General features: G+C 62.1%; 17 protein-coding genes. 6 read left to right on the top strand and 11 right to left on the bottom strand.

What is annotated here, in order from left to right; genetic code table 11:
* Positions 1–302: 302 nt before the first annotated feature.
* The gene (locus ACYQ01_RS17205; RefSeq protein WP_459935048.1) at positions 303–1,661 is read left to right on the top strand and encodes a chromosomal replication initiator protein DnaA; all 1,359 of its coding nucleotides are present in this window, start codon (positions 303–305) and stop codon (positions 1,659–1,661) included.
* Positions 1,662–1,701: 40 nt separating this feature from the next.
* Here ACYQ01_RS17205 and ACYQ01_RS17200 read toward each other — a convergent pair whose 3' ends face one another.
* The gene (locus tag ACYQ01_RS17200; protein ID WP_459935047.1) at positions 1,702–2,523 is read right to left on the bottom strand and encodes a purine-nucleoside phosphorylase; all 822 of its coding nucleotides are present in this window, start codon (positions 2,521–2,523) and stop codon (positions 1,702–1,704) included.
* Between the two features lie 235 nt (positions 2,524–2,758).
* Here ACYQ01_RS17200 and ACYQ01_RS17195 point away from each other — a divergent pair, with 235 nt between their 5' ends.
* The 5 genes from ACYQ01_RS17195 to ACYQ01_RS17175 all read left to right on the top strand — a co-directional run bounded on the left by ACYQ01_RS17195 (position 2,759) and on the right by ACYQ01_RS17175 (position 8,375).
* A complete protein-coding gene (locus ACYQ01_RS17195) occupies positions 2,759–4,165 on the top strand; it encodes an ATP-binding protein (protein ID WP_459935046.1) in 1,407 nt (468 codons plus the stop codon).
* Between the two features lie 38 nt (positions 4,166–4,203).
* Positions 4,204–6,462, top strand: a complete 2,259-nt coding sequence (locus ACYQ01_RS17190; RefSeq protein ID WP_459935045.1) for an acetyl-CoA carboxylase carboxyl transferase subunit alpha/beta — start codon at positions 4,204–4,206, stop codon at positions 6,460–6,462.
* Positions 6,463–6,473: 11 nt separating this feature from the next.
* Complete coding sequence (locus ACYQ01_RS17185) at positions 6,474–7,124, top strand: biotin attachment protein (RefSeq protein WP_459935044.1); 651 nt, start codon at positions 6,474–6,476, stop codon at positions 7,122–7,124.
* Positions 7,124–7,474 (top strand): hypothetical protein, encoded by a 351-nt coding sequence (locus ACYQ01_RS17180; protein WP_459935043.1) that lies wholly within the window; start codon positions 7,124–7,126, stop codon positions 7,472–7,474. The genes ACYQ01_RS17185 and ACYQ01_RS17180 overlap by 1 nt, the downstream gene beginning before the upstream one ends.
* A 376-nt stretch (positions 7,475–7,850) precedes the next feature.
* A complete protein-coding gene (locus ACYQ01_RS17175) occupies positions 7,851–8,375 on the top strand; it encodes a single-stranded DNA-binding protein (protein WP_459935042.1) in 525 nt (174 codons plus the stop codon).
* 483 nt (positions 8,376–8,858) lie between these two features.
* On the opposite strand, the gene ACYQ01_RS17170 is transcribed toward ACYQ01_RS17175, so the two are convergent.
* From ACYQ01_RS17170 to flhB, 10 genes are all read right to left on the bottom strand, one after another.
* Positions 8,859–9,053, bottom strand: coding sequence for a hypothetical protein (locus tag ACYQ01_RS17170; protein ID WP_459935041.1), 195 nt, complete (start codon positions 9,051–9,053; stop codon positions 8,859–8,861).
* Between the two features lie 111 nt (positions 9,054–9,164).
* Positions 9,165–9,584 carry a hypothetical protein gene (locus ACYQ01_RS17165; protein ID WP_459935040.1) on the bottom strand — a complete coding sequence of 140 codons (420 nt, stop codon included), beginning with the start codon at positions 9,582–9,584 and terminating at the stop codon, positions 9,165–9,167.
* Between the two features lie 4 nt (positions 9,585–9,588).
* Positions 9,589–9,918: a hypothetical protein gene (locus ACYQ01_RS17160; RefSeq protein WP_459935039.1), complete on the bottom strand. Its 330-nt coding sequence runs from the start codon at positions 9,916–9,918 to the stop codon at positions 9,589–9,591.
* A gap of 21 nt (positions 9,919–9,939) precedes the next feature.
* Positions 9,940–10,689: a flagellar basal body-associated FliL family protein gene (locus tag ACYQ01_RS17155; protein WP_459935038.1), complete on the bottom strand. Its 750-nt coding sequence runs from the start codon at positions 10,687–10,689 to the stop codon at positions 9,940–9,942.
* A 28-nt stretch (positions 10,690–10,717) separates the two neighbouring features.
* Positions 10,718–11,101 carry a chemotaxis response regulator CheY gene (locus ACYQ01_RS17150; RefSeq protein ID WP_459935037.1) on the bottom strand — a complete coding sequence of 128 codons (384 nt, stop codon included), beginning with the start codon at positions 11,099–11,101 and terminating at the stop codon, positions 10,718–10,720.
* 52 nt (positions 11,102–11,153) lie between these two features.
* Positions 11,154–11,948, bottom strand: a complete 795-nt coding sequence (locus ACYQ01_RS17145) for a FliA/WhiG family RNA polymerase sigma factor (protein WP_459935036.1) — start codon at positions 11,946–11,948, stop codon at positions 11,154–11,156.
* Positions 11,890–12,717, bottom strand: coding sequence for a MinD/ParA family protein (locus ACYQ01_RS17140; protein ID WP_459935035.1), 828 nt, complete (start codon positions 12,715–12,717; stop codon positions 11,890–11,892). The genes ACYQ01_RS17145 and ACYQ01_RS17140 overlap by 59 nt, the downstream gene beginning before the upstream one ends.
* A gap of 15 nt (positions 12,718–12,732) precedes the next feature.
* Positions 12,733–13,827 carry a flagellar biosynthesis protein FlhF gene (locus tag ACYQ01_RS17135; RefSeq protein WP_459935034.1) on the bottom strand — a complete coding sequence of 365 codons (1,095 nt, stop codon included), beginning with the start codon at positions 13,825–13,827 and terminating at the stop codon, positions 12,733–12,735.
* The gene (gene flhA / locus ACYQ01_RS17130; protein WP_459935033.1) at positions 13,817–15,916 is read right to left on the bottom strand and encodes a flagellar biosynthesis protein FlhA; all 2,100 of its coding nucleotides are present in this window, start codon (positions 15,914–15,916) and stop codon (positions 13,817–13,819) included. Before flhA ends, ACYQ01_RS17135 begins: the two co-directional genes overlap by 11 nt.
* A 17-nt stretch (positions 15,917–15,933) precedes the next feature.
* Entirely contained in the window at positions 15,934–17,004 is a 1,071-nt protein-coding gene (gene flhB / locus ACYQ01_RS17125; protein WP_459935032.1) for a flagellar type III secretion system protein FlhB, read from the bottom strand.
* Between the last annotated feature and the right edge of the window lie 9 nt (positions 17,005–17,013).

The following is a 17,013-nucleotide window of genomic DNA, read 5'->3' as shown; positions in this document are numbered from 1 at the left end:
GAGTGGAAGTATTCCGAACGGAACATTAAAAACCGACTCTCTCGCTGAAAAACGTCGCTATTCAAAGATTACCCTGTTGAAAAAAAATCCACATGGTGTTGATAACTTGACCGGCCCCCGGAGAAAACCCTTGGTGAGCGGCGCTTTCCCAGGCAAAGCCAAAGAAGCTGCATCCGCCCGTCGCTTTCCATGCATTCCTTTTATTTCAAGGTGTTAGCTTTTGGATAATCCGGCGTTCGCCTCGGAAGGGCCGGCGGTATTCCGGGTTGAGATTTTCCGACCCAAAGCGCATCCCATTTTCCATGAACGCACTCTGGACCCAAACCCAGCATATTCTCGAACGCAGCCTCAATCCCGGTATTTTCCAGGTATGGATCAAACCCTTGCAGGCGGCTGTGGACGGACGCAACCTGACGCTGACGGCTCCCAATGAGTTCGTGGCCTCCTGGGTGCGCGAGCGTCTGGCCTCCCAGGTGGTGGAGGCGGCGGCCCAAGTCATGGGCGAATCTCCGTCCCTGCGGGTGGTGGTCGCGTCATCGTCCGGAGCCGTTTGCGCCGCGGGGGAGATCCTCTCCGTTCCCGCGCCCGCTACAGCGCCCGCGCGCATGATTCGGCCCCGCCCGGCGGAAACCGAAGCGCGCGCCGCCGAGCAGGTGTTTCGCTTTTCCTTCGACCAGTTCGTGGTGGGTCCGTCCAACGCTTTGGCCTATGAGGCCTCCCTGGGACTGTGCCGCGAGAGCCTTCAGGGCGACCAACTCTTCATCAGCGCCGGTCCGGGCCTGGGCAAGACCCATCTGACCCAGGCCATGGGGCAGAAGCTTTCCGCTCCCGAGAAGGGCAAACGCTCCCGCGTGGTCTACGTCACGGCCGAGGAATTTTCCTCGCGCCTGATTCTGGCCCTCAAAATGCGCGAGATGGAGCGCTTCAAGACCCGGTTTCGCGACAACGTCGACATTCTCATCCTGGAGGACGTCCATTTTTTCCAGGGCAAGCCCAAGCTGCAAGACGAATTGCTCAACACCATAAGCGCCCTGCAAACCCGGGGTTGCCGCGTGGTGATGACCAGCTCGTTTTTGCCCAAGGAACTCTCCGGGGTGGACAACCAACTGGTGTCCCGGCTTTGCGCCGGGTTTCTGGCCACCATCGAGGCGCCGGACCTCCAGACCCGGCGCAACATTCTGGAATCCAAGGCCCGGGTGCACCAGGTGATGCTGCCCGGAGAGGTGGCCGAACTGCTGGCCGGGCGCATTCGCACCGACATTCGACAGTTGGAAAGCTGCCTGAACAATCTGGTTCTCAAGGCCCGCATCCTCGGCCGGGGCATTTCCCTGGACATGGCCTGGGACGTGCTCAAGAACTACAATCTCGACAGCCCCGGCATTTGTCTGGACCAGATCGTGGAGTACGTCTGCTCCACCTACGACCTCAACAACGAGCAGTTGGTGTCCAAAAGCCGCAAGCGTCAACTCGTGTTGGCCAGGAATACCGCCTTTTTCCTGGCCCGCAAGCATACCGAGCTTTCCCTGCAAGCCATCGGCGAGCGTTTCAACCGCCGCCACTCCACCGTGGTCAAGGGCATCACCACCGTGGAACGTCACCTCTCCCTGCAGACCCCGATCGGCAGACAACTCGAACAGACCATCGATCGGCTCTCCCAGTAGTTCGGGGCGCCGCGCCGGGGGCCGACGACCCCGGCGGCGTTCACAGGTCGCGGATCACCGCCTCCACCACTGTGGACAGGGCCTTCTCGCTGCGTACGGCCTCGGCCAGAATGTCTTCCAGCGAAACCTCGCCCATGCAGTCCGGCAGATTCTTGTTCACCAGGCAGGACAGTCCGAGGATTTCTAACCCCATGTGCTTGGCCGCGATGACCTCCATGAGGGTGGACATGCCGATGGCGTCGCCCAGTCCGCGAAAGAACCGGGTTTCGGCCGGGGTTTCGAGTTGCGGCCCGAGCACGCCCACGTACACGCCGCGCTCCAGGCGCAGTCCGGCCTCCAACCCCTTGCGCAGGGCCAGGTCGATCAGGCGCGGGCTGTAGACGCGGCTCATGTCGGGAAAACGCGGGCCCCAGGCCTCGTGGTTGTCGCCGGTGAGCGGGCTTTGCCCCATCAGGTTCACGTGGTCCGTGATGGCCATGATGGAGCCGGTGGAAAACTGTGGATTGATGGCTCCGCTCACGTTGGTGGCGATGAAGACCTTGGCCCCCAGCAGGGCCGACACCCGCACGCCGAAGGCGATTTCCGCCGGACTGAACCCTTCGTAGAGATGAAAGCGTCCCTGCCAGAAGAGCACGCGCCGTCCGTGCAGGGTTCCCGCCAGAAGGGTTCCGCCGTGGCTGTCCACGGTGGGGGTTTTGCATCCTGGAATATCGGAGTAGGGTATGCTCGTCACCAACTCCACGGCCTGACCCAGCCCCCCCAGCCCCGTGCCCAGGGTGACGGCGCAGGCCGGGGAGAAATCGGCGGGCAGACGTTCGCGCAGCCAGGCGACGGCCGTTTCGACGGTGCGGACCACGTCCATGCGTTGCTCCTTCGGTTGGGCGACAGGCGCGGGCCGGCCGCGAGAAACGGGAAGAAAGGCGACCGCCGTTCTATCCGCGCCGGGCGCTCCCGGCAAGACGGCGCTTTTTCGGGGCGGTCCGGGCGGTTGACAGAGAGAAAAATTGCTGCTTTAGAACGATGTTCCCCGGCTCCGCGCAATGGGGCCGGAGGAGCTTCCCGGTATCGAAAACTCCCATATGGAACCAAGACAGACAGTGAAGAAGATACATAAAGTACTGGTCGCCAACCGGGGCGAAATCGCCATGCGCATCATCCAGGCCTGTCACAAGCTGGGCCTGGATTTTGTTTGCGTGCACACCCGGGAGGACCGTCAGTCCGGACATCTGGCCCTGGCCCGCGAGCTTGGCGGCGAAGCCGTGCGCATAAGCTCCTACCATGACGCCAATGAACTCATGGCCGTGGCCGACCACACCGGGGCCACAGCCGTACACCCCGGCTACGGATTCTTCGCCGAAGACTTCCGTTTCGCCAGGCGGGTGAGCGAACGCACCAGGCCCATGGTGTTCATCGGCCCCAGTTGGAGCATCATTCGCACCCTGGGCGACAAAATCAACACCAAGCGGTTGGCCAGAAGCCTGCAGGTGCCCACGGTACCAGGCTCCGACCGGCCGGTGTACGAAGAGATCGAAGCCGAGGAAATCGCGGATTCGCTCTTTCGCTTCCAGGCCGAACAGGGCATCGACAGCGCCAAGGTCCTGGTCAAGGCCTCGGCCGGCGGCGGGGGCATGGGCATCGAAGAGGTCATGAACATCGACCAGTTCAAGACCGTGTATCGGCGCATCCGCAACTACTCCAAACGCCAGTTCCAGGACGAGGGCGTGCTCATCGAGCAGCGCATCAACACCTTCAACCACCTGGAAGTGCAGATCGTGGCCGACCGTCACGGCCAGATCGTCCACTTCGGCACGCGCAACTGCTCCATCCAGTCCACGGGGCGCCAGAAGCGCCTGGAAGTGGCGCCGGGTTTCGCCCCGGGCGACATCCGCTACAAGTTCGACGCGGCCAAGGTGCTCGAAGACATCACGCGGCATTCCCTGGCCATCGCCAAGGAGGTGGTCTACGACAACGTGGGCACCTGGGAGTGGATCGTCACCCCGGCGGGGCAGCCTTTTCTTATGGAAGTCAATACCCGCATCCAGGTGGAAAACGGCGTGTCCGCGGCCATCTCGCGCATCAAGGGCCAGGGCGGCGTGGACATCGTGGCCGAGCAGATCCGCCTGGGCCTGGGCGAGCCCATGGGCTACGCGCAGTCCGACATCACGTTCGAGGGCGTTGGCATCGAATACCGCCTGATCGCCGAAGATCCGGCCAACCGCTTCACCCCCTGGGTGGGGCGCATCGACCGGTTCGTCCCGCCCCAAGAGCCCTGGCTGGCCGTGCACTCGCAGGTTCCGCGCCACGAGCCCTACACCATTCCCACGGAGTTCGACCCCAACCTGGCCCTGGCCATTGTCTGGGGCCAGAGCCTCGACCAGGCCAAACAGCGCGGCCTGGATTTTCTGGACAGGCTGGTCCTGGACGGCCAAAACCAGGAAGGCGCTCCCATGAAGTCGAACATCGCGTTTCTGAAAGAGAAAACCCCCGGCATCCTGGTCTTCTGAAAACCAGGCGAGCCGACACCCCCGCGAGTCCCACCGAGATGGATATAGAAAAAGACCTTCAGGAGCTAGGCGACCGGCTCCAGTACATCCGCGACATCTTCGCCGGCAAGGAGAAGGAAGAAATAAGCCTTCTCGAAAGCAAGCTGGCGGAACTGCGCGAGCGCGAGGCCGGCGCTCCGTCGGCGATCAAGGCCCGTATGCTGGCCCAGCTCATCGACCTGTTCGTGTTCGTGGAAAAAAAGCTCGACGCCGAGCTCACGCCCATGGACAAGGTGCGCATCGTCCGCCATCCTCAGCGCATAACCCTCAAGGACATCCTGGAATTCTGCTACGACAACTACACCGAGATCGGCAGCCAGGACGAATACTCTCTGGACCCCAGCATGGTCATCGCCCGGGCCTACATCACCCGCAGGCGCGGGGACAAGGTCTACAACCTGCCGGTCATGGTCATCGGGCAGGAAAAAGGCCATGGGCAGGAGTTCCGCAACGGCGGATCGGTCAAGCCGTTCGGCAACGCCAAGGCCGCGCAGTACATGAAGGTCGCGCAGACCGAAGGCATTCCCATACACACCTACGTGTTCACGCCCGGTGCCTTTCCCATTGAGGACTGGCCCGGCGCGGCCCAGCAGATCGCCCGCAACCTCTATGAAATGGCCGGACTCACCGTGCCGGTCATCGCCTGTTTTTCCGAAGGCGGTTCCGGCGGAGCCGAGGCCATCTCCCTGGCCGATACCCGGCTCATGCTCTCCCACGGCTACTATTCGGTCATCTCGCCCGAGGGCGCGGCGGCCATTGAATCGGGCATCCGTCAGGGCCAGCGCGCCCCGGCCGACCTGGCCGAGGCCTGCGCCAAGAACCTGAAGATCACGGCCGACGACAACCTGCGCATGGGCAACATCGATCGCGTCATCCAGGAACCGCCCATGGGCGCCAGGCCTTTCCACTACGATTTCTTCAAGCGCCTGCGCCAGGAGATGATCCTGGCCACGGACGAAGCCGTGCTGGCCGTAAAGGGCATCAAGTTCTTCCGGTCCATGGCCGTGCGCAAGCACAAGGCCGCCGGCCCGGCGGACGTGGAATCCATACTCGTGCGCTGGACCCTGGACGACGGCGACCGGGAACGCCTGGTCTGGCGGCGTTACCTGAAATTCCGGCGCATCTCGCGCCAGGCCATGCTCGAACAGACCTCGCTCTCCCACAAGATGAGCGAATCGGTGAAGCAGGCGTCGTGGTCCACCTACGCCTATTTTCGCTACGACTTCCTGCGCGGCTTCGGCAAGAAGGTGAAAAGCCTCATGGAGGAAGCCGAAGGCGAACTGCGCGTGGCCGCCGGGCGGGCGCTCACCCCGCTCAAGAGCCTTTCCGGGCGCGGGGTCAAGAAGGTCGACACCGAGACCATTCAAATGCTCACCGAGCTTTCCCGGCCCGAGGAAGGCGCCTGCCTCGACTGCACCTGGGAAGAGGGCTACGTGAGCCCCAAGGCCCGCGAGGACAAGGCCGTCACCTGCCCCAACGCGGCCACCCACGGCTGTCTCGATCTCTGGGCCCCCGACCTCTACGGCGACTTCGCCGGAGTCTGCCAGTACTGCGGACACCACTTCCCCATGGAATACCAGTGGTTCCTCAACAACGTGCTGGACAAGGACTCCATGATCGAGTTCAACGAGAACGTGGAAGCCGGCAATCCCCTGGACTATCCGGGATTCGACGAAAAGATCGCCGAGGCCAAGCGTAAGACCGGGCTCAAGAGTTCCTGCGTGACCTACGAAGCCTCCATCGAGAACCTCAAGATGGTGGTGGGCATGCTGGTGGCTCCCTTCCGGGGCGGCACCGTGGGCGCGGCCGAGGGCGAAAAGTTCATTCGAGCCCTGGCCAGGGCCCGCAAGAAGCATTACCCCTTCCTGGCGTACGTTCACGGCACCGCCGGCATCCGGATCCAGGAAGGCACCAACGGCGTCATCCAGATGCCGCGCATCACCATGGCCGTGCGTCGCTACATCGAGGCCGGCGGGCTTTACCTGGTGCTCTACGACACCAACTCCTTCGCCGGACCGGTGGCCAGCTTTCTGGGCTGTTCGCCCTACCAGTTCTCGGTGCGCTCGGCCAACATCGGCTTCGCCGGACCCGGCGTCATCGCCGAAACCACCGGCTCCGATGTGCCGCCCAAGTACCACCTGGCCTACTACGCCTTGGCCCGTGGACACATCCAGGGCATCTGGGATCGGCGCGAGATACGCAAGAACCTGGTGCAGGCCTTCCAGACCATCGGCGGGCGCAACCTCTATTACCGCTAAGGACCATCGCCGTGCAGGACGTCAAAACCATCCTTGAAGAGATCAAGGCCTCGCCCTACGAGGAAGTCGAAGTGCTGGCCCCCCACACCGGGGTGGTGCGCTTCAAGTGCGGCGAGCCGGGCTCCAAGGTGTTCGCCCCTTCGGGCACGTACAAGGAAAAACCCGGCACCCTTCTGGCCGTGCTCGAACGTGAACGCAATCCCAAGCCCATCCACTGCGAACGCAATGGCGAGATCAAGGCCGTGCATACCAGTCTGGAAGGCGCCTTCGTGGAAGCCGGAACCCCGCTGCTCGTGCTGCGCCACTTCTTTACCAAGGACGAAGTCATCGCCGCCATTCTCAAACGGGTGCTCTATCTCTTCGATGCCCCGGAGCGGGCCAAGTACTACTTCAGCCCCGAGGCGGACAAGAAGATCAAGGTCACGGGGCCCCAGAGCATGAAGGTCAAGGACGGCATGGATCTCTTCATCCTTTCGCGCATGAAGCGTGAAAAGTCCCTGGCCTATACCGGGCCCGAAGGCATCATCTACGCCGTCTACTTCACCCACAACCAGAACGTGGACGCCGGACAACCGCTCATCAGCGTCTGCCCCGAGGACCAGATGGATGTCATACGCGACGTGGTCAACCGCGTGCAGAGCGACTGGGAAGAGCACGCCTGATGGGACGCTACCTCCAAATTCGCGTGTCGGCCGTCACCGTGGACTTGGTCGGCGCGGAACGGGCCTGGCCGCAACTCGTGGAGCTGGCTTGGCCCCACGCCCACGACTACGCCAAGGCCCCGCGCGGCGTGCTGGAACTGGTCGACGCCCTGGAGGAACGACTGCGCTACGGCCAGGACGTGTCCCCAGCCGCGCGCAAGGCCTATCTGCCGGATGCCCAAAAGATCCTGACCCTCAAGGAACAGCTTGAAGAAGCGCTCTCCCGGTGGGACGCTTCCACCGCCAATCGTCTCTCCGATACCCTGGAAGACGCCCTCGACGCGCTTGAAGGCCGCATTCGGGCATTGTAGGGAAGAAGAGGGGGGAAGGGGAGCAAGAGGCCTCCGGCGGCCAGGGGCTTTGCCCCTGGACCCCACCGGGGGCGAAGCTCGCCCCCGGCCCCCCGCAAGTGGCCGATTCCGGCCCTGGCCGGAATCGGCCAAGAGAGTTTAGCGGGAGAGGAGAGGACGAGGGGAGAGTGTCTTGTTGAGGTTTCTCGACGCCTTTTGCTCGGCGGGCCAAGGTTTCCCTTGGCCCGCCGAGCAAAAGGCCCTCGGGGAGCCCCGAGGGGGTCACCCCCTCGGGCGGGGGTGCGGGGGCGGAGCCCCAGCGCGGCTTCATCTTTTTCTTGTCTTGAACCAAGCGGGCGCGAGCCTGAAGCATACCATACCAAGGGGGAGGGCAGACATGGCGGGCAGCATCAACAAGGTGATACTTGTGGGGAGGTTGGGGCAGGACCCGAAGCTCACCTATCTGCCGTCGGGCGCCCCGGTGGCCGAGTTCAGCCTGGCTACGGACGAATCGTACAAGAACCGCGAGGGGCAGAAGGTGGAGCAGACCGAGTGGCACCGGGTCAAGGTGTTCGGGCGCTCGGCGGAGTTTTGCGGCAACTATCTTTCCAAGGGACGCCTGGTCTATGTGGAAGGCCAGTTGCGCACGCGCAGTTGGGAGGATCAGCAGGGCCAGAAACGCTACATCACCGAGGTGGTGGTGTCCGCTCCGGGCCACACCATCCAGGGGCTCGATTCCCGGGGCGGGGCCTCGGCCGCGCCTTCGGAATACGAGCAGGGCGGTTATGGCGGCCCGCGTTCCGGTCCCCAGGGCGGTGGTCAACGCGGCGCGCCCGCGCAGCGCCAACAGCGCCCCAGCCAGGACCCCGGCCCGGAGGCCTTTCCCTCCGAAGCCTCGGGCATGGACGACGTGCCGTTCTAGGCCGCGCCATCAAAGGGTGGGCCGGAATTTCGGAACACCCCTTTGATGCTGGGCAGCGTCCGCACCGCGGTTTGGATGTGGGTCTTGGCCTGAAACCCGCTGCCAGGGAAGAGTGGGCCGCCTTCGGTGAACAGCCCGCGCACGGTGTCGAAGGGGCCGATTCCCAGAAGTAGCCCCCTGGTCCAAGCCAATCGTAGTCATTTTCACTGGGTTCAAAAAAAGAACGACCGGCGAGAATTTTTTCGCCGGTCGTTTTCAAGCATCCGTGGTAGTCGAGAACGAAAGAAGTGTGCAGTCTGCTCAACGTTTTTCGGCCGCATTTTGGGTGTAGTTCGTGTTCAGTTTTCCAGCCTCGTTGTAGATACCCTCGCGAATCAAGGCGTTTCGGGCGTCCGCCGGGCTGGCAGTGATCTTCGTCGTGTAGGTGGCAAGGACTTTTTTTAACCGCTCATGGCGTTCATCGACTGGTCATGTTCATGTTTTCTACACATGAATATCGAACCGCCCCTCCTGCATGGTGAGTTCGCGCAGTACGATTTCGGGTTCGAGGCTGACGATAAGGAAGCGGCGTTCCAGGCCCAGAGTGGAGTTGCGGGCCACCTGGGCGAGCAGGCCGTGCCCGTCGATTTCGACCCAGGCCAGGTCCTGTCCGCGCCATTCGAGAATGCGTCCGCGCACGCGTTGTCCGGCGCGGTGGGAGCGTCGGAAATTTTCGCGTCGTCGCGAGTTGTCGCGGGAGCTTTGCCCAAATCCTCCGGAGGACGCTCCCTGGCCTTTTATGCGCATCGCCTAGCTTCCTTCCTGGTCGAGAATGAGTTCCACTTCGTCCACGGAGAGGCCGGTGGCGCGGGCCAGGGCTTTGACGGGCTGTCCTTTTTTGTGTCCGGTGAGGATCACATGACGCAAGAATTCGGGCGAACGGGTATATTCTTCGGCCTGGCTGAGCAGTTGGGTCAGCTCCTCGCGGCGTTTTTGCAGTTTGTCGTCCAGGGCGAGCAGTTCGGCTTGTCGTTCTTCGAACGACTCCACGAGTTCGCGTTCGAGCCTGGCGTTCTGTTCGAGTTTGGTGATGAGTCCGGCCTGGTTGGCGCGCAGGTTGGTGAGCAGATCTTCGGATTTGCGCAGCCTGGCGAAAAACACCACCACGAGCAGGAGCAACACGAGCTCGCTCGCGGTCAGCACGAACAACAGCCATTCATGAAGGGGCATCGACTCAAACCTTCTTGTTCACGAGATGTCCTATCCAGGGGGAGGCCGCGTCATCGGACGGGGTTTCCTCCTCGATTTCCTTGGGGGCGGGGCGGCGTCCTTGCGCTTGCTGCCTGGAGCCGGAGTTCTGGCGGCTTTCCCTTTCGTTGCGCACGGCCTGGGACGCGTCCTGCTTTTCGGCCTTCTGCACCTGTTCCTGTTGCTGCTTGAACACCTGCTGGGCCATGTGCGAAGCGAAGTACTGTTGCGCCTCGGGCATGAGCACATGGGTGTTGGCCATGGTTTGCACGTAGGGCATCTGGGCGATCAGGGCGGTGATATTGATGTCGCTCATCCCGTCCACCATGTTCCGGGGTCATTTGACCAGGATTTCGTCGAAAAGCACTTTGTCCACCTGCCCCCGGGTCAGGTAGTTGTTGACCACGCTGCGCAACTCTTCGCGCAGGGCATCGGTATTGTCCGTATCGGCAAAAAGACCGAAAGGTTTATTTTTCAGGTTGTAATACAGGCCGTCTCGAATGGAGAACAGCTTGAATTTGATCTCCGCGCCGACCGAAGGGTCTGTGTAGACGAGCTTGATACGCACCGTGAGCAGCCGCGTGACCCCCGAGGGATCGGTCTTTTCCACCAGAAAGGGCGCGAGCAGGGTGGTGAGTTCCGGCGGCTTGGGCGGTTCGGGGGGCGGCGCCGGTTCAGGGGGCGGCGCCGGCTCGGGAGCCGGTTCCGGCTCGGGCGGCGGAGGCGGGGGCGCGGGTTTGCGCAGGAGAAACCACGCCGCCCCGGCTCCCAAAAGCAGAACAAGCCCCCCCAGAAGCAGCAGAAATTTTTTACGCTTCCAGAGCGGGGGCTTGGGCTGTTCGAGAAGCTCGCCCGGAGGCGCGGCCGCCGGAACTTCTTCGACGGGCGGGGATTCGGTTACCGTTTCTTCTTCAAGAAACGGGGCGTCATCCAGGTCGAGTTCGACCTTCTGCATGGCCCGCGACGAAGCCGGGGAAAGCTCGGCGTCGTCGAGTTTGGCCTTTGCGTTGTCTTGGCCGTCCAGATCGAGCGTGCCCGGCGCGCCGGGCAGGCCGGAGGGATCGTCCGGGCCGGGCGGGGGGGTCATTCCTGGCTGCCTGCCTTGGGGTTATCGGCTATTTGTCGAATATCTTGTCGATCTTCTGTCCCAGCGTCTCGGCGGTGAAGGGCTTCACGATGTAGTTGGACACCTTGGCCTGCACGGCTTCGATGATGTTCTCCTGCTGCGCTTCGGCGGTAACCATGAGAAACGGCAGGCTGGCGAAGGCCTCGCTGCCGCGGACCTTGCGCAGGAGTTCGATGCCGGGCATCTGGGGCATGTTCCAGTCGGAGATGATGAAGTCGATGTGTTCTTTGTTCAAGGTCTCCCACGCGGTGCTGCCGTCGTCTGCCTCGATGATATTGGTGAAGCCCAGCTGGCGCAGAATGTTTTTGATGATGCGGCGCATGGTGGAGAAGTCGTCAACCACGAGGACACGCATGTCTTTGTTGTAGGGCATGGGGGTCTCCTTTTTCAGCCTAGTGCTCGCAAACGAGCTACACGATTTTGGACTATGCGTCCACAATGCCGTACTGGGCGTGAAACTTGGTCCGCAGTTTGGACAGCGCCTGGGAGTGCAACTGCGAGACGCGTCCTTCGGTAATGCCCATGACCTCACTGGTTTCACGCATGTTAAGTTCTTCGACGTAGTACAGGGAAAGGACCAGCTTTTCCCTGGGCGTCAGTTCGTCGATCAGAAGCGCCAGCTTGTCCACGATTTCCTTGAGGGCCGTGGACTTGTAGGGTTCGTTGTCGAGCTGCTGCTTCTTGAACGAAGTGATATTTTCGGTGATGGCGTCGAGCGACAGACAGAGTTGGCTCTGCATGGCTTCCAGGGCCTGGGACACTTCCTTGGGCGAAAACCCCGTGGCGTCGGACAGGGCGTCCACGCTGGGGGTGTGTCCGTGAGTGGATTCCAGCCGGCGCACCGCATCATCCACCACGCGCACCCGGTGGCGCTGTCCGCGCGAGAACCAGTCGAGCTTGCGCAACTCGTCGAGCATGGCGCCCTTGATGCGCGTCTCGGCGAAGGTCTCGAACTTGATGCCCAGTTCCGGCCGAAAGCGTCCCAGGGCCTCCATGAGGCCGAGCGCTCCGGCGCTGAGCAGTTCCCCGAGCTCCACACTGGGCGGGAGCTTGGCTTTCAGTCGAAGCGCCAGCAATTTGATCTTTGGCGAATAATGCCTGACGATCTCCTTGCGGTCGGATTCGTTGAACTCCTGCCACGCGGTCGCTCCCGATTCGAAGCTAAGCCACGGGCTGTTCTTGGAAGAGGAGTCTTTTCCAAAAGAATTTAATATTGCCATCGAGGTGCGCGTCTATGTCCCAGGTGGTGATTTTTCGCGCTATCTCCACGAGCTTCTTGCTTGCCGGCGCATTCGGAGCCATGTGGCAGAAGGGAATCTGTTTGATTACCGCCTGCCTGACCGTTGTATCATGCGGGATAAAGTCGACGAAATCCAGCGAAATTCCATCGAGGAAATGGTCGCAGGCGGCGTAGAGCTTGCTGAAGACCTGTTTGGCCGCTTTTTCGCTCGGAGCCATGTTCACCACCACCCGAAAACGGTTCACGGCGTGGTTGACATGCATGACCTTCACCAACGCATAGGCGTCGGTAAGCGAAGTGGGCTCGGTTGTCAAAACCAAAAGCCTTTCGCGTGCGGCAAGGTTGAAATAGAGCACGTTGTCGCCGATGCCCGCGCCCGTGTCCGTGATGAGGTAGTCTATCTTGCCTTCCAGGTAGTCCATGGCTTCGAGCAGGTCGAGCTTTTGTCCGGTGGAAAGCGACAGCATTTCCTCCACCCCGGAGGAAGCCGGCAGAATGTGAAAGCCGTAGGGCGTCTTGAAGAGCACTTTCCGCAGGTTCATGCCCTGGTTGAACAGATGAAAAATATTGAGTTCCGGCGTCATGCCCAGGAGCACGTCCACGTTGGCCAGGCCCAGGTCGGCGTCGAGCAGCACCACGCGCTTGCCCATGGCCGTGAGACACACGGCCAGGTTGACCGCGATGTTGGTTTTGCCCACGCCACCCTTGCCGGAAGTGACGGAAAACACCAGGGGAAGCTTGTCTTGCATAGGGGTCGGTTCCGTTTACGCGGCCATTTCCACGGTTTGCGCCGAACGTGCGGCGGGAAGTTGACGGGTGAACACCAGCTTCCACAGGGCCTGGGCTTGCGCCCGAACCATGCCGCCGGTCACTGCCGGGCCGAAACCCAGGGCCGAGGCGGGCAGGCCCGTCATGGCCGCCACGTTGAGCATGGCGCCGAAGCTACAGGCTTCATCCAGTTTCGTCCAGACGAGGCTCTTCACCTGGGGGCTTCGGAAGCGCTCCCAGTAGGCCTCGAACTGTCGGTTCCCGTACAGGGGGGACAACACCAAGTGCGCGGCCACGTCGTCGCGCGTCGCGATGCTGCGTTCCTCGAGCCAGCGGTCAAGGTTTTGACCCACGGGCAGGCTCGGAAGGTCCACGTAGATATTGTCAAAATTCCGGCATTGCAACAACACGTGCGTGAACTCTTCGGGACCTTCGGCTTCCATGTAGGAAAATCCAGCCAGGTCGGCGTACCGCTTGAGCATGACCCGTCCCTTGCTGGCGTGGCCGTCGCAGTTGACCAGCAGGATGCGACGATCCTTGCCGAGCCGCTTGCAGGACAGGGCCATGCGCACCAGCACCGTGGTCTTGCCCGATCCGCTGGGACCGACCACCAGGTGGAGCTTTTCCGACCAGGCGGCGTCGAAGGGCTTGATCCGGGCGATGCGACCCAGCTCCGCCAGCAGGGACACGTTGGGTCCCCGGGTCAGCTCGCGGTACAGGCCGAGCAGGATGCTCTGGTCCACGCCTTCGCGTTCCAGGTGCTGCATGGCGAGCTTCTGACGCGGCGTCAGACTGTCGTAGTTCATGTGCGGACGAAGCAGCGCTCCCAAGTGCTCCTTCATCTCGGACCATTCCCGGAGCCAATGGGCCGATTCCGGTCCCTGGGACTGGGCGGGTGCGGTCTCGCGCGGGGCGCGGTCCGGCGTGGAAACCGGGGTGTCCTGCTCCACGGCGGCCATGATTTCGCACACGCTGCGTCCGTTTTCGCGCTTGGTCTGGTTGGACAGGATCACGGCCTCGGGACCGAGTTCCTTCTTGATCTGGGCCAGCACAGCCGTGGCGTTCGCGCCTCGAAATGTTTTAACCCGCATTGTTCAGTCCTATTGTGGCCAAAGATTGCAACCGGATTTCCGCCGGGATTTCCGCCTGGGAGATCACCGGCAGCGTCGGAAGAAACCTATTCAAGAGTTGGGCCAAGTGGGGCCGGCTGACCGGCGACACCAGAAGGACCGGCTGGCCGTCGGCCAGTTGGGCGCGTTCGAGGTTCTGGTTGATGTTCTGGATCAGGCGCTGAGCCGCGCCGGGGTCCATGGCCATGTACGAGCCGTGCTCGGTGTGGCGGATGGATTCCTGTACGGCGTTTTCCACCTGGGGCGCCAGGTTCATGATGGGCAGGGTGGAGTCCGCCGCCAGGAAGGGCTTCACGATGGTGCGGCCCATGCGCGACCGCACGTATTCGGTGAGCTGGTCGGGGTCCTTAATGTTGACGCCGAAGTCGGCCATGGTTTCCACGATGGTGAGCATGTCGCGGATGGACACGCCTTCCTTCACCAGGTTCTGGAGCACCTTCTGCACCGCGCCCAGGCTCAGGATGCCGGGCACCAGTTCTTCCACCACCTTGGGGGCGCGCTTGGCCAGGTTGTCGAGGAGTGTCTGCACTTCCTGGCGACCCAGAAATTCGTGCAGGTTGCGCTTGAACACCTCGGTAAGGTGCGTGGAGATCACGGTGGCGGGATCGACCACGGTGTAGCCGGCGAGCATGGCTTCTTCCTTGCTGGCTTCGGGAATCCACAGCGCGGGCAGGTTGAAGGCCGGTTCGCGGGTGTCCACGCCCTGGATGCGGTGCTTCACGTCGCCAGGGTCCATGGCCAGGAAGTGGTCGATGAGGATTTCGGCCGAGGCCACCTCGTTGCCCTTGATGAGCACGGTATACTGTCCGGGCTTGAGTTGCAGGTTGTCGCGCAGGTGCAGCGACGGAATGATGACGCCCATGTCCAGAGCGAACTGGCGGCGAATGGAGCGGATGCGCGCCAGCAGGTTGCCGTTCTGGTCCTCGTCCACCAGGGGGATCAGGCCGTAGCCCACTTCGAGCTCCAGGGAGTCCAGGGGCAGAAGCTGCTGCACCTCTTCCGGGGTTTCCAGCTCCTGCGGCTTGGCGGCTTCGGGCTTCTGGCCTTCGGCCAGGATGTCCTGCTGCTTCTGGCTGACGCGCGACAGGGCGTAGAGCAGAACCGACAGCACCGTGAAGGGCACCAGGGGAAGGCCCGGCACCAGTCCGAAGAGCAGCAGGATGGCGCTGACCAGCTTGAGGGCCTTGGGATGGTTGGTGAGCTGGGCGATGAATTCCTCGCCCATCTTGGCTTCGGCCGCGGCGCGCGACACGATGAGACCGGCCGAGGTCGAGATGATGATGGAGGGAATGATGGAAACCAGTCCGTCACCGATGGTCAGGATGGTGTAGGTGGCGGCGGCGTCCTTCCAGTTCATGCCCTTTTGCAGAACGCCGATGAGAAAACCGCCCACGATGTTGATGCCGGTGATCATGATGGTGGCCTTCACGTCACCGGAAACAAACTTGCCCGCGCCGTCCATGGCTCCGTAGAAGTCGGCTTCCTTGCGGATGTTGTTGCGGCGCAGGGTGGCTTCCTGTTCGTCTATGAGGCCGGCGTTCAAGTCCGCCTCGATGGCCATCTGCTTGCCGGGCATGGCGTCCAGGGTGAAACGGGCGGCCACTTCGGCGATGCGCGTGGTGCCCGAGACGATGACGGTCTTGTTGAGGGAGAAGAGAATGAGAAAGACCACCACGCCGATGATGTAGTTGCCGCCCACCACGAACTCGCCGAAGGCGCGTATCACCTGACCGGCCGCGCCGGTGCCTTCGTCGCCGTGCAGCAGAATCAAACGGGTGGAGGCCACGTTCAAGGCCAGGCGCATGAGGGTGGTGACCAGAAGCAACGAGGGGTAGATGGAAAATTCCAGGGGCGAGCTCATGAACATCGAGGTGACCAGCACCACCATGCTCACCGAGATCGACAGCGAAAGCATGAGGTCGATGATGATGGTGGGCATGGGCACCAGCATGACGAACAGAATGAGCACCACGCCGGCGGCCAGCATGATGTCGCCCTGCTTGCTGAACCTGGCGTAATCGAACTCCATCGTTTTGGACGCTGTCGCCATAATATTGACACCTTCGTTTAACGCTGCATCCGGGAGCGGAACTTGCTGAGCTGCGCGAGCACCGCGGCCACCGCCTGGAACAAGGATTCGGGAATTACTTCCCCGACCTCGACATCCTTATACAAGGCTCGTGCCAGTACCTTGTTCTCCTTGATGGGAACATCGTGCTCGCGAGCGATTTCCTTGATGCGCTGGGCCATGTGGTCCGCGCCCTTGGCCACCACGATGGGGGCCGGGGCCACCAGGGGATTGTATTGCAGAGCCACGGCGAAGTGGGTCGGGTTGGTGATGACCACATCGGCCTGGGGCACGTTCTTGAGCATGCGCTTGCCCATGATGGCGAACATCTTCTGGCGCTGCTTGATCTTGACCTCGGGGTCGCCTTCGACGTTTCGCTGCTCGTCCTTGACTTCGGCCTTGGTCATCTTGAGGTTTTCCTCGTAGTCCCACCGATTGTACCAGGTGTCCGCGGCGGCGATGAGGAGCATGGGCAGCATGGCGTACCAGAGCATGGTCATGCTGGTGTTCAGGATATAGGCGGCCAGGGTGTGGGCGTCGGCGTAAAACAGCGGCAGCATGTTGGAAAATTCCTGGCGCAACAGGATGTAGGGGGCAAAGCCGATGGCGATGGCCTGCAACATCTGGCGTCCCAGCCGTACAAACACCTTCACGTCGAAAAGCACGGCCTTGAGACCGGCCATGATGTTGAGCATCCGCCCCAGATTCAGCTCGAACTTGGGGGCCCAGAGCTTGCCCACTTGCAGGCGCAAAATGAGCCAGCTCATGCAGCACAAGGCGACAAGGGCCGGCAGGAGCATCTTGGCCAGGCTGACCGAAACGTCGGTTAACAGGGAGAGCACGCGGGTCTGGGTGACCTGCGTCTGCACGCCGTGGCTGAGAAACCAGCGGAACAGCATGGTGAGCTGTTCGTCGAAAATGAAAATGGTGTACTTGAGCGCCAGCATGCCGGCCAGCAGCACCGCCACCTTGGTGAGTTCCTGACTCTTGGGAACCGAGCCCTTCTTTCTGGCCTGGTCTCGCCTGCGTTTGGTCGCAGTTTCTGTTCTGCTCGGATCGCGCTCCGCCATGGCTTCCCC

The organism is Fundidesulfovibrio butyratiphilus (assembly GCF_054657235.1).
This window is presented reverse-complemented; position numbering and strand designations above follow the sequence as displayed.

What these genes read in the sequence shown, in the direction of transcription:
- ACYQ01_RS17205 (WP_459935048.1), top strand. Translation starts at nt 303, where the DNA reads ATGAACGCACTCTGGACCCAAACCCAGCATATTCTCGAACGCAGCCTC.
- ACYQ01_RS17180 (WP_459935043.1), top strand. Translation starts at nt 7,124, where the DNA reads ATGGGACGCTACCTCCAAATTCGCGTGTCGGCCGTCACCGTGGACTTG.
- ACYQ01_RS17145 (WP_459935036.1), bottom strand. Translation starts at nt 11,948, where the DNA reads ATGGCAATATTAAATTCTTTTGGAAAAGACTCCTCTTCCAAGAACAGC.
- flhB (WP_459935032.1), bottom strand. Translation starts at nt 17,004, where the DNA reads ATGGCGGAGCGCGATCCGAGCAGAACAGAAACTGCGACCAAACGCAGG.
- ACYQ01_RS17165 (WP_459935040.1), bottom strand. Translation starts at nt 9,584, where the DNA reads ATGCCCCTTCATGAATGGCTGTTGTTCGTGCTGACCGCGAGCGAGCTC.
- ACYQ01_RS17160 (WP_459935039.1), bottom strand. Translation starts at nt 9,918, where the DNA reads ATGAGCGACATCAATATCACCGCCCTGATCGCCCAGATGCCCTACGTG.
- ACYQ01_RS17155 (WP_459935038.1), bottom strand. Translation starts at nt 10,689, where the DNA reads ATGACCCCCCCGCCCGGCCCGGACGATCCCTCCGGCCTGCCCGGCGCG.
- ACYQ01_RS17135 (WP_459935034.1), bottom strand. Translation starts at nt 13,827, where the DNA reads ATGCGGGTTAAAACATTTCGAGGCGCGAACGCCACGGCTGTGCTGGCC.
- flhA (WP_459935033.1), bottom strand. Translation starts at nt 15,916, where the DNA reads ATGGCGACAGCGTCCAAAACGATGGAGTTCGATTACGCCAGGTTCAGC.
- ACYQ01_RS17175 (WP_459935042.1), top strand. Translation starts at nt 7,851, where the DNA reads ATGGCGGGCAGCATCAACAAGGTGATACTTGTGGGGAGGTTGGGGCAG.
- ACYQ01_RS17200 (WP_459935047.1), bottom strand. Translation starts at nt 2,523, where the DNA reads ATGGACGTGGTCCGCACCGTCGAAACGGCCGTCGCCTGGCTGCGCGAA.
- ACYQ01_RS17140 (WP_459935035.1), bottom strand. Translation starts at nt 12,717, where the DNA reads ATGCAAGACAAGCTTCCCCTGGTGTTTTCCGTCACTTCCGGCAAGGGT.
- ACYQ01_RS17150 (WP_459935037.1), bottom strand. Translation starts at nt 11,101, where the DNA reads ATGCCCTACAACAAAGACATGCGTGTCCTCGTGGTTGACGACTTCTCC.
- ACYQ01_RS17190 (WP_459935045.1), top strand. Translation starts at nt 4,204, where the DNA reads ATGGATATAGAAAAAGACCTTCAGGAGCTAGGCGACCGGCTCCAGTAC.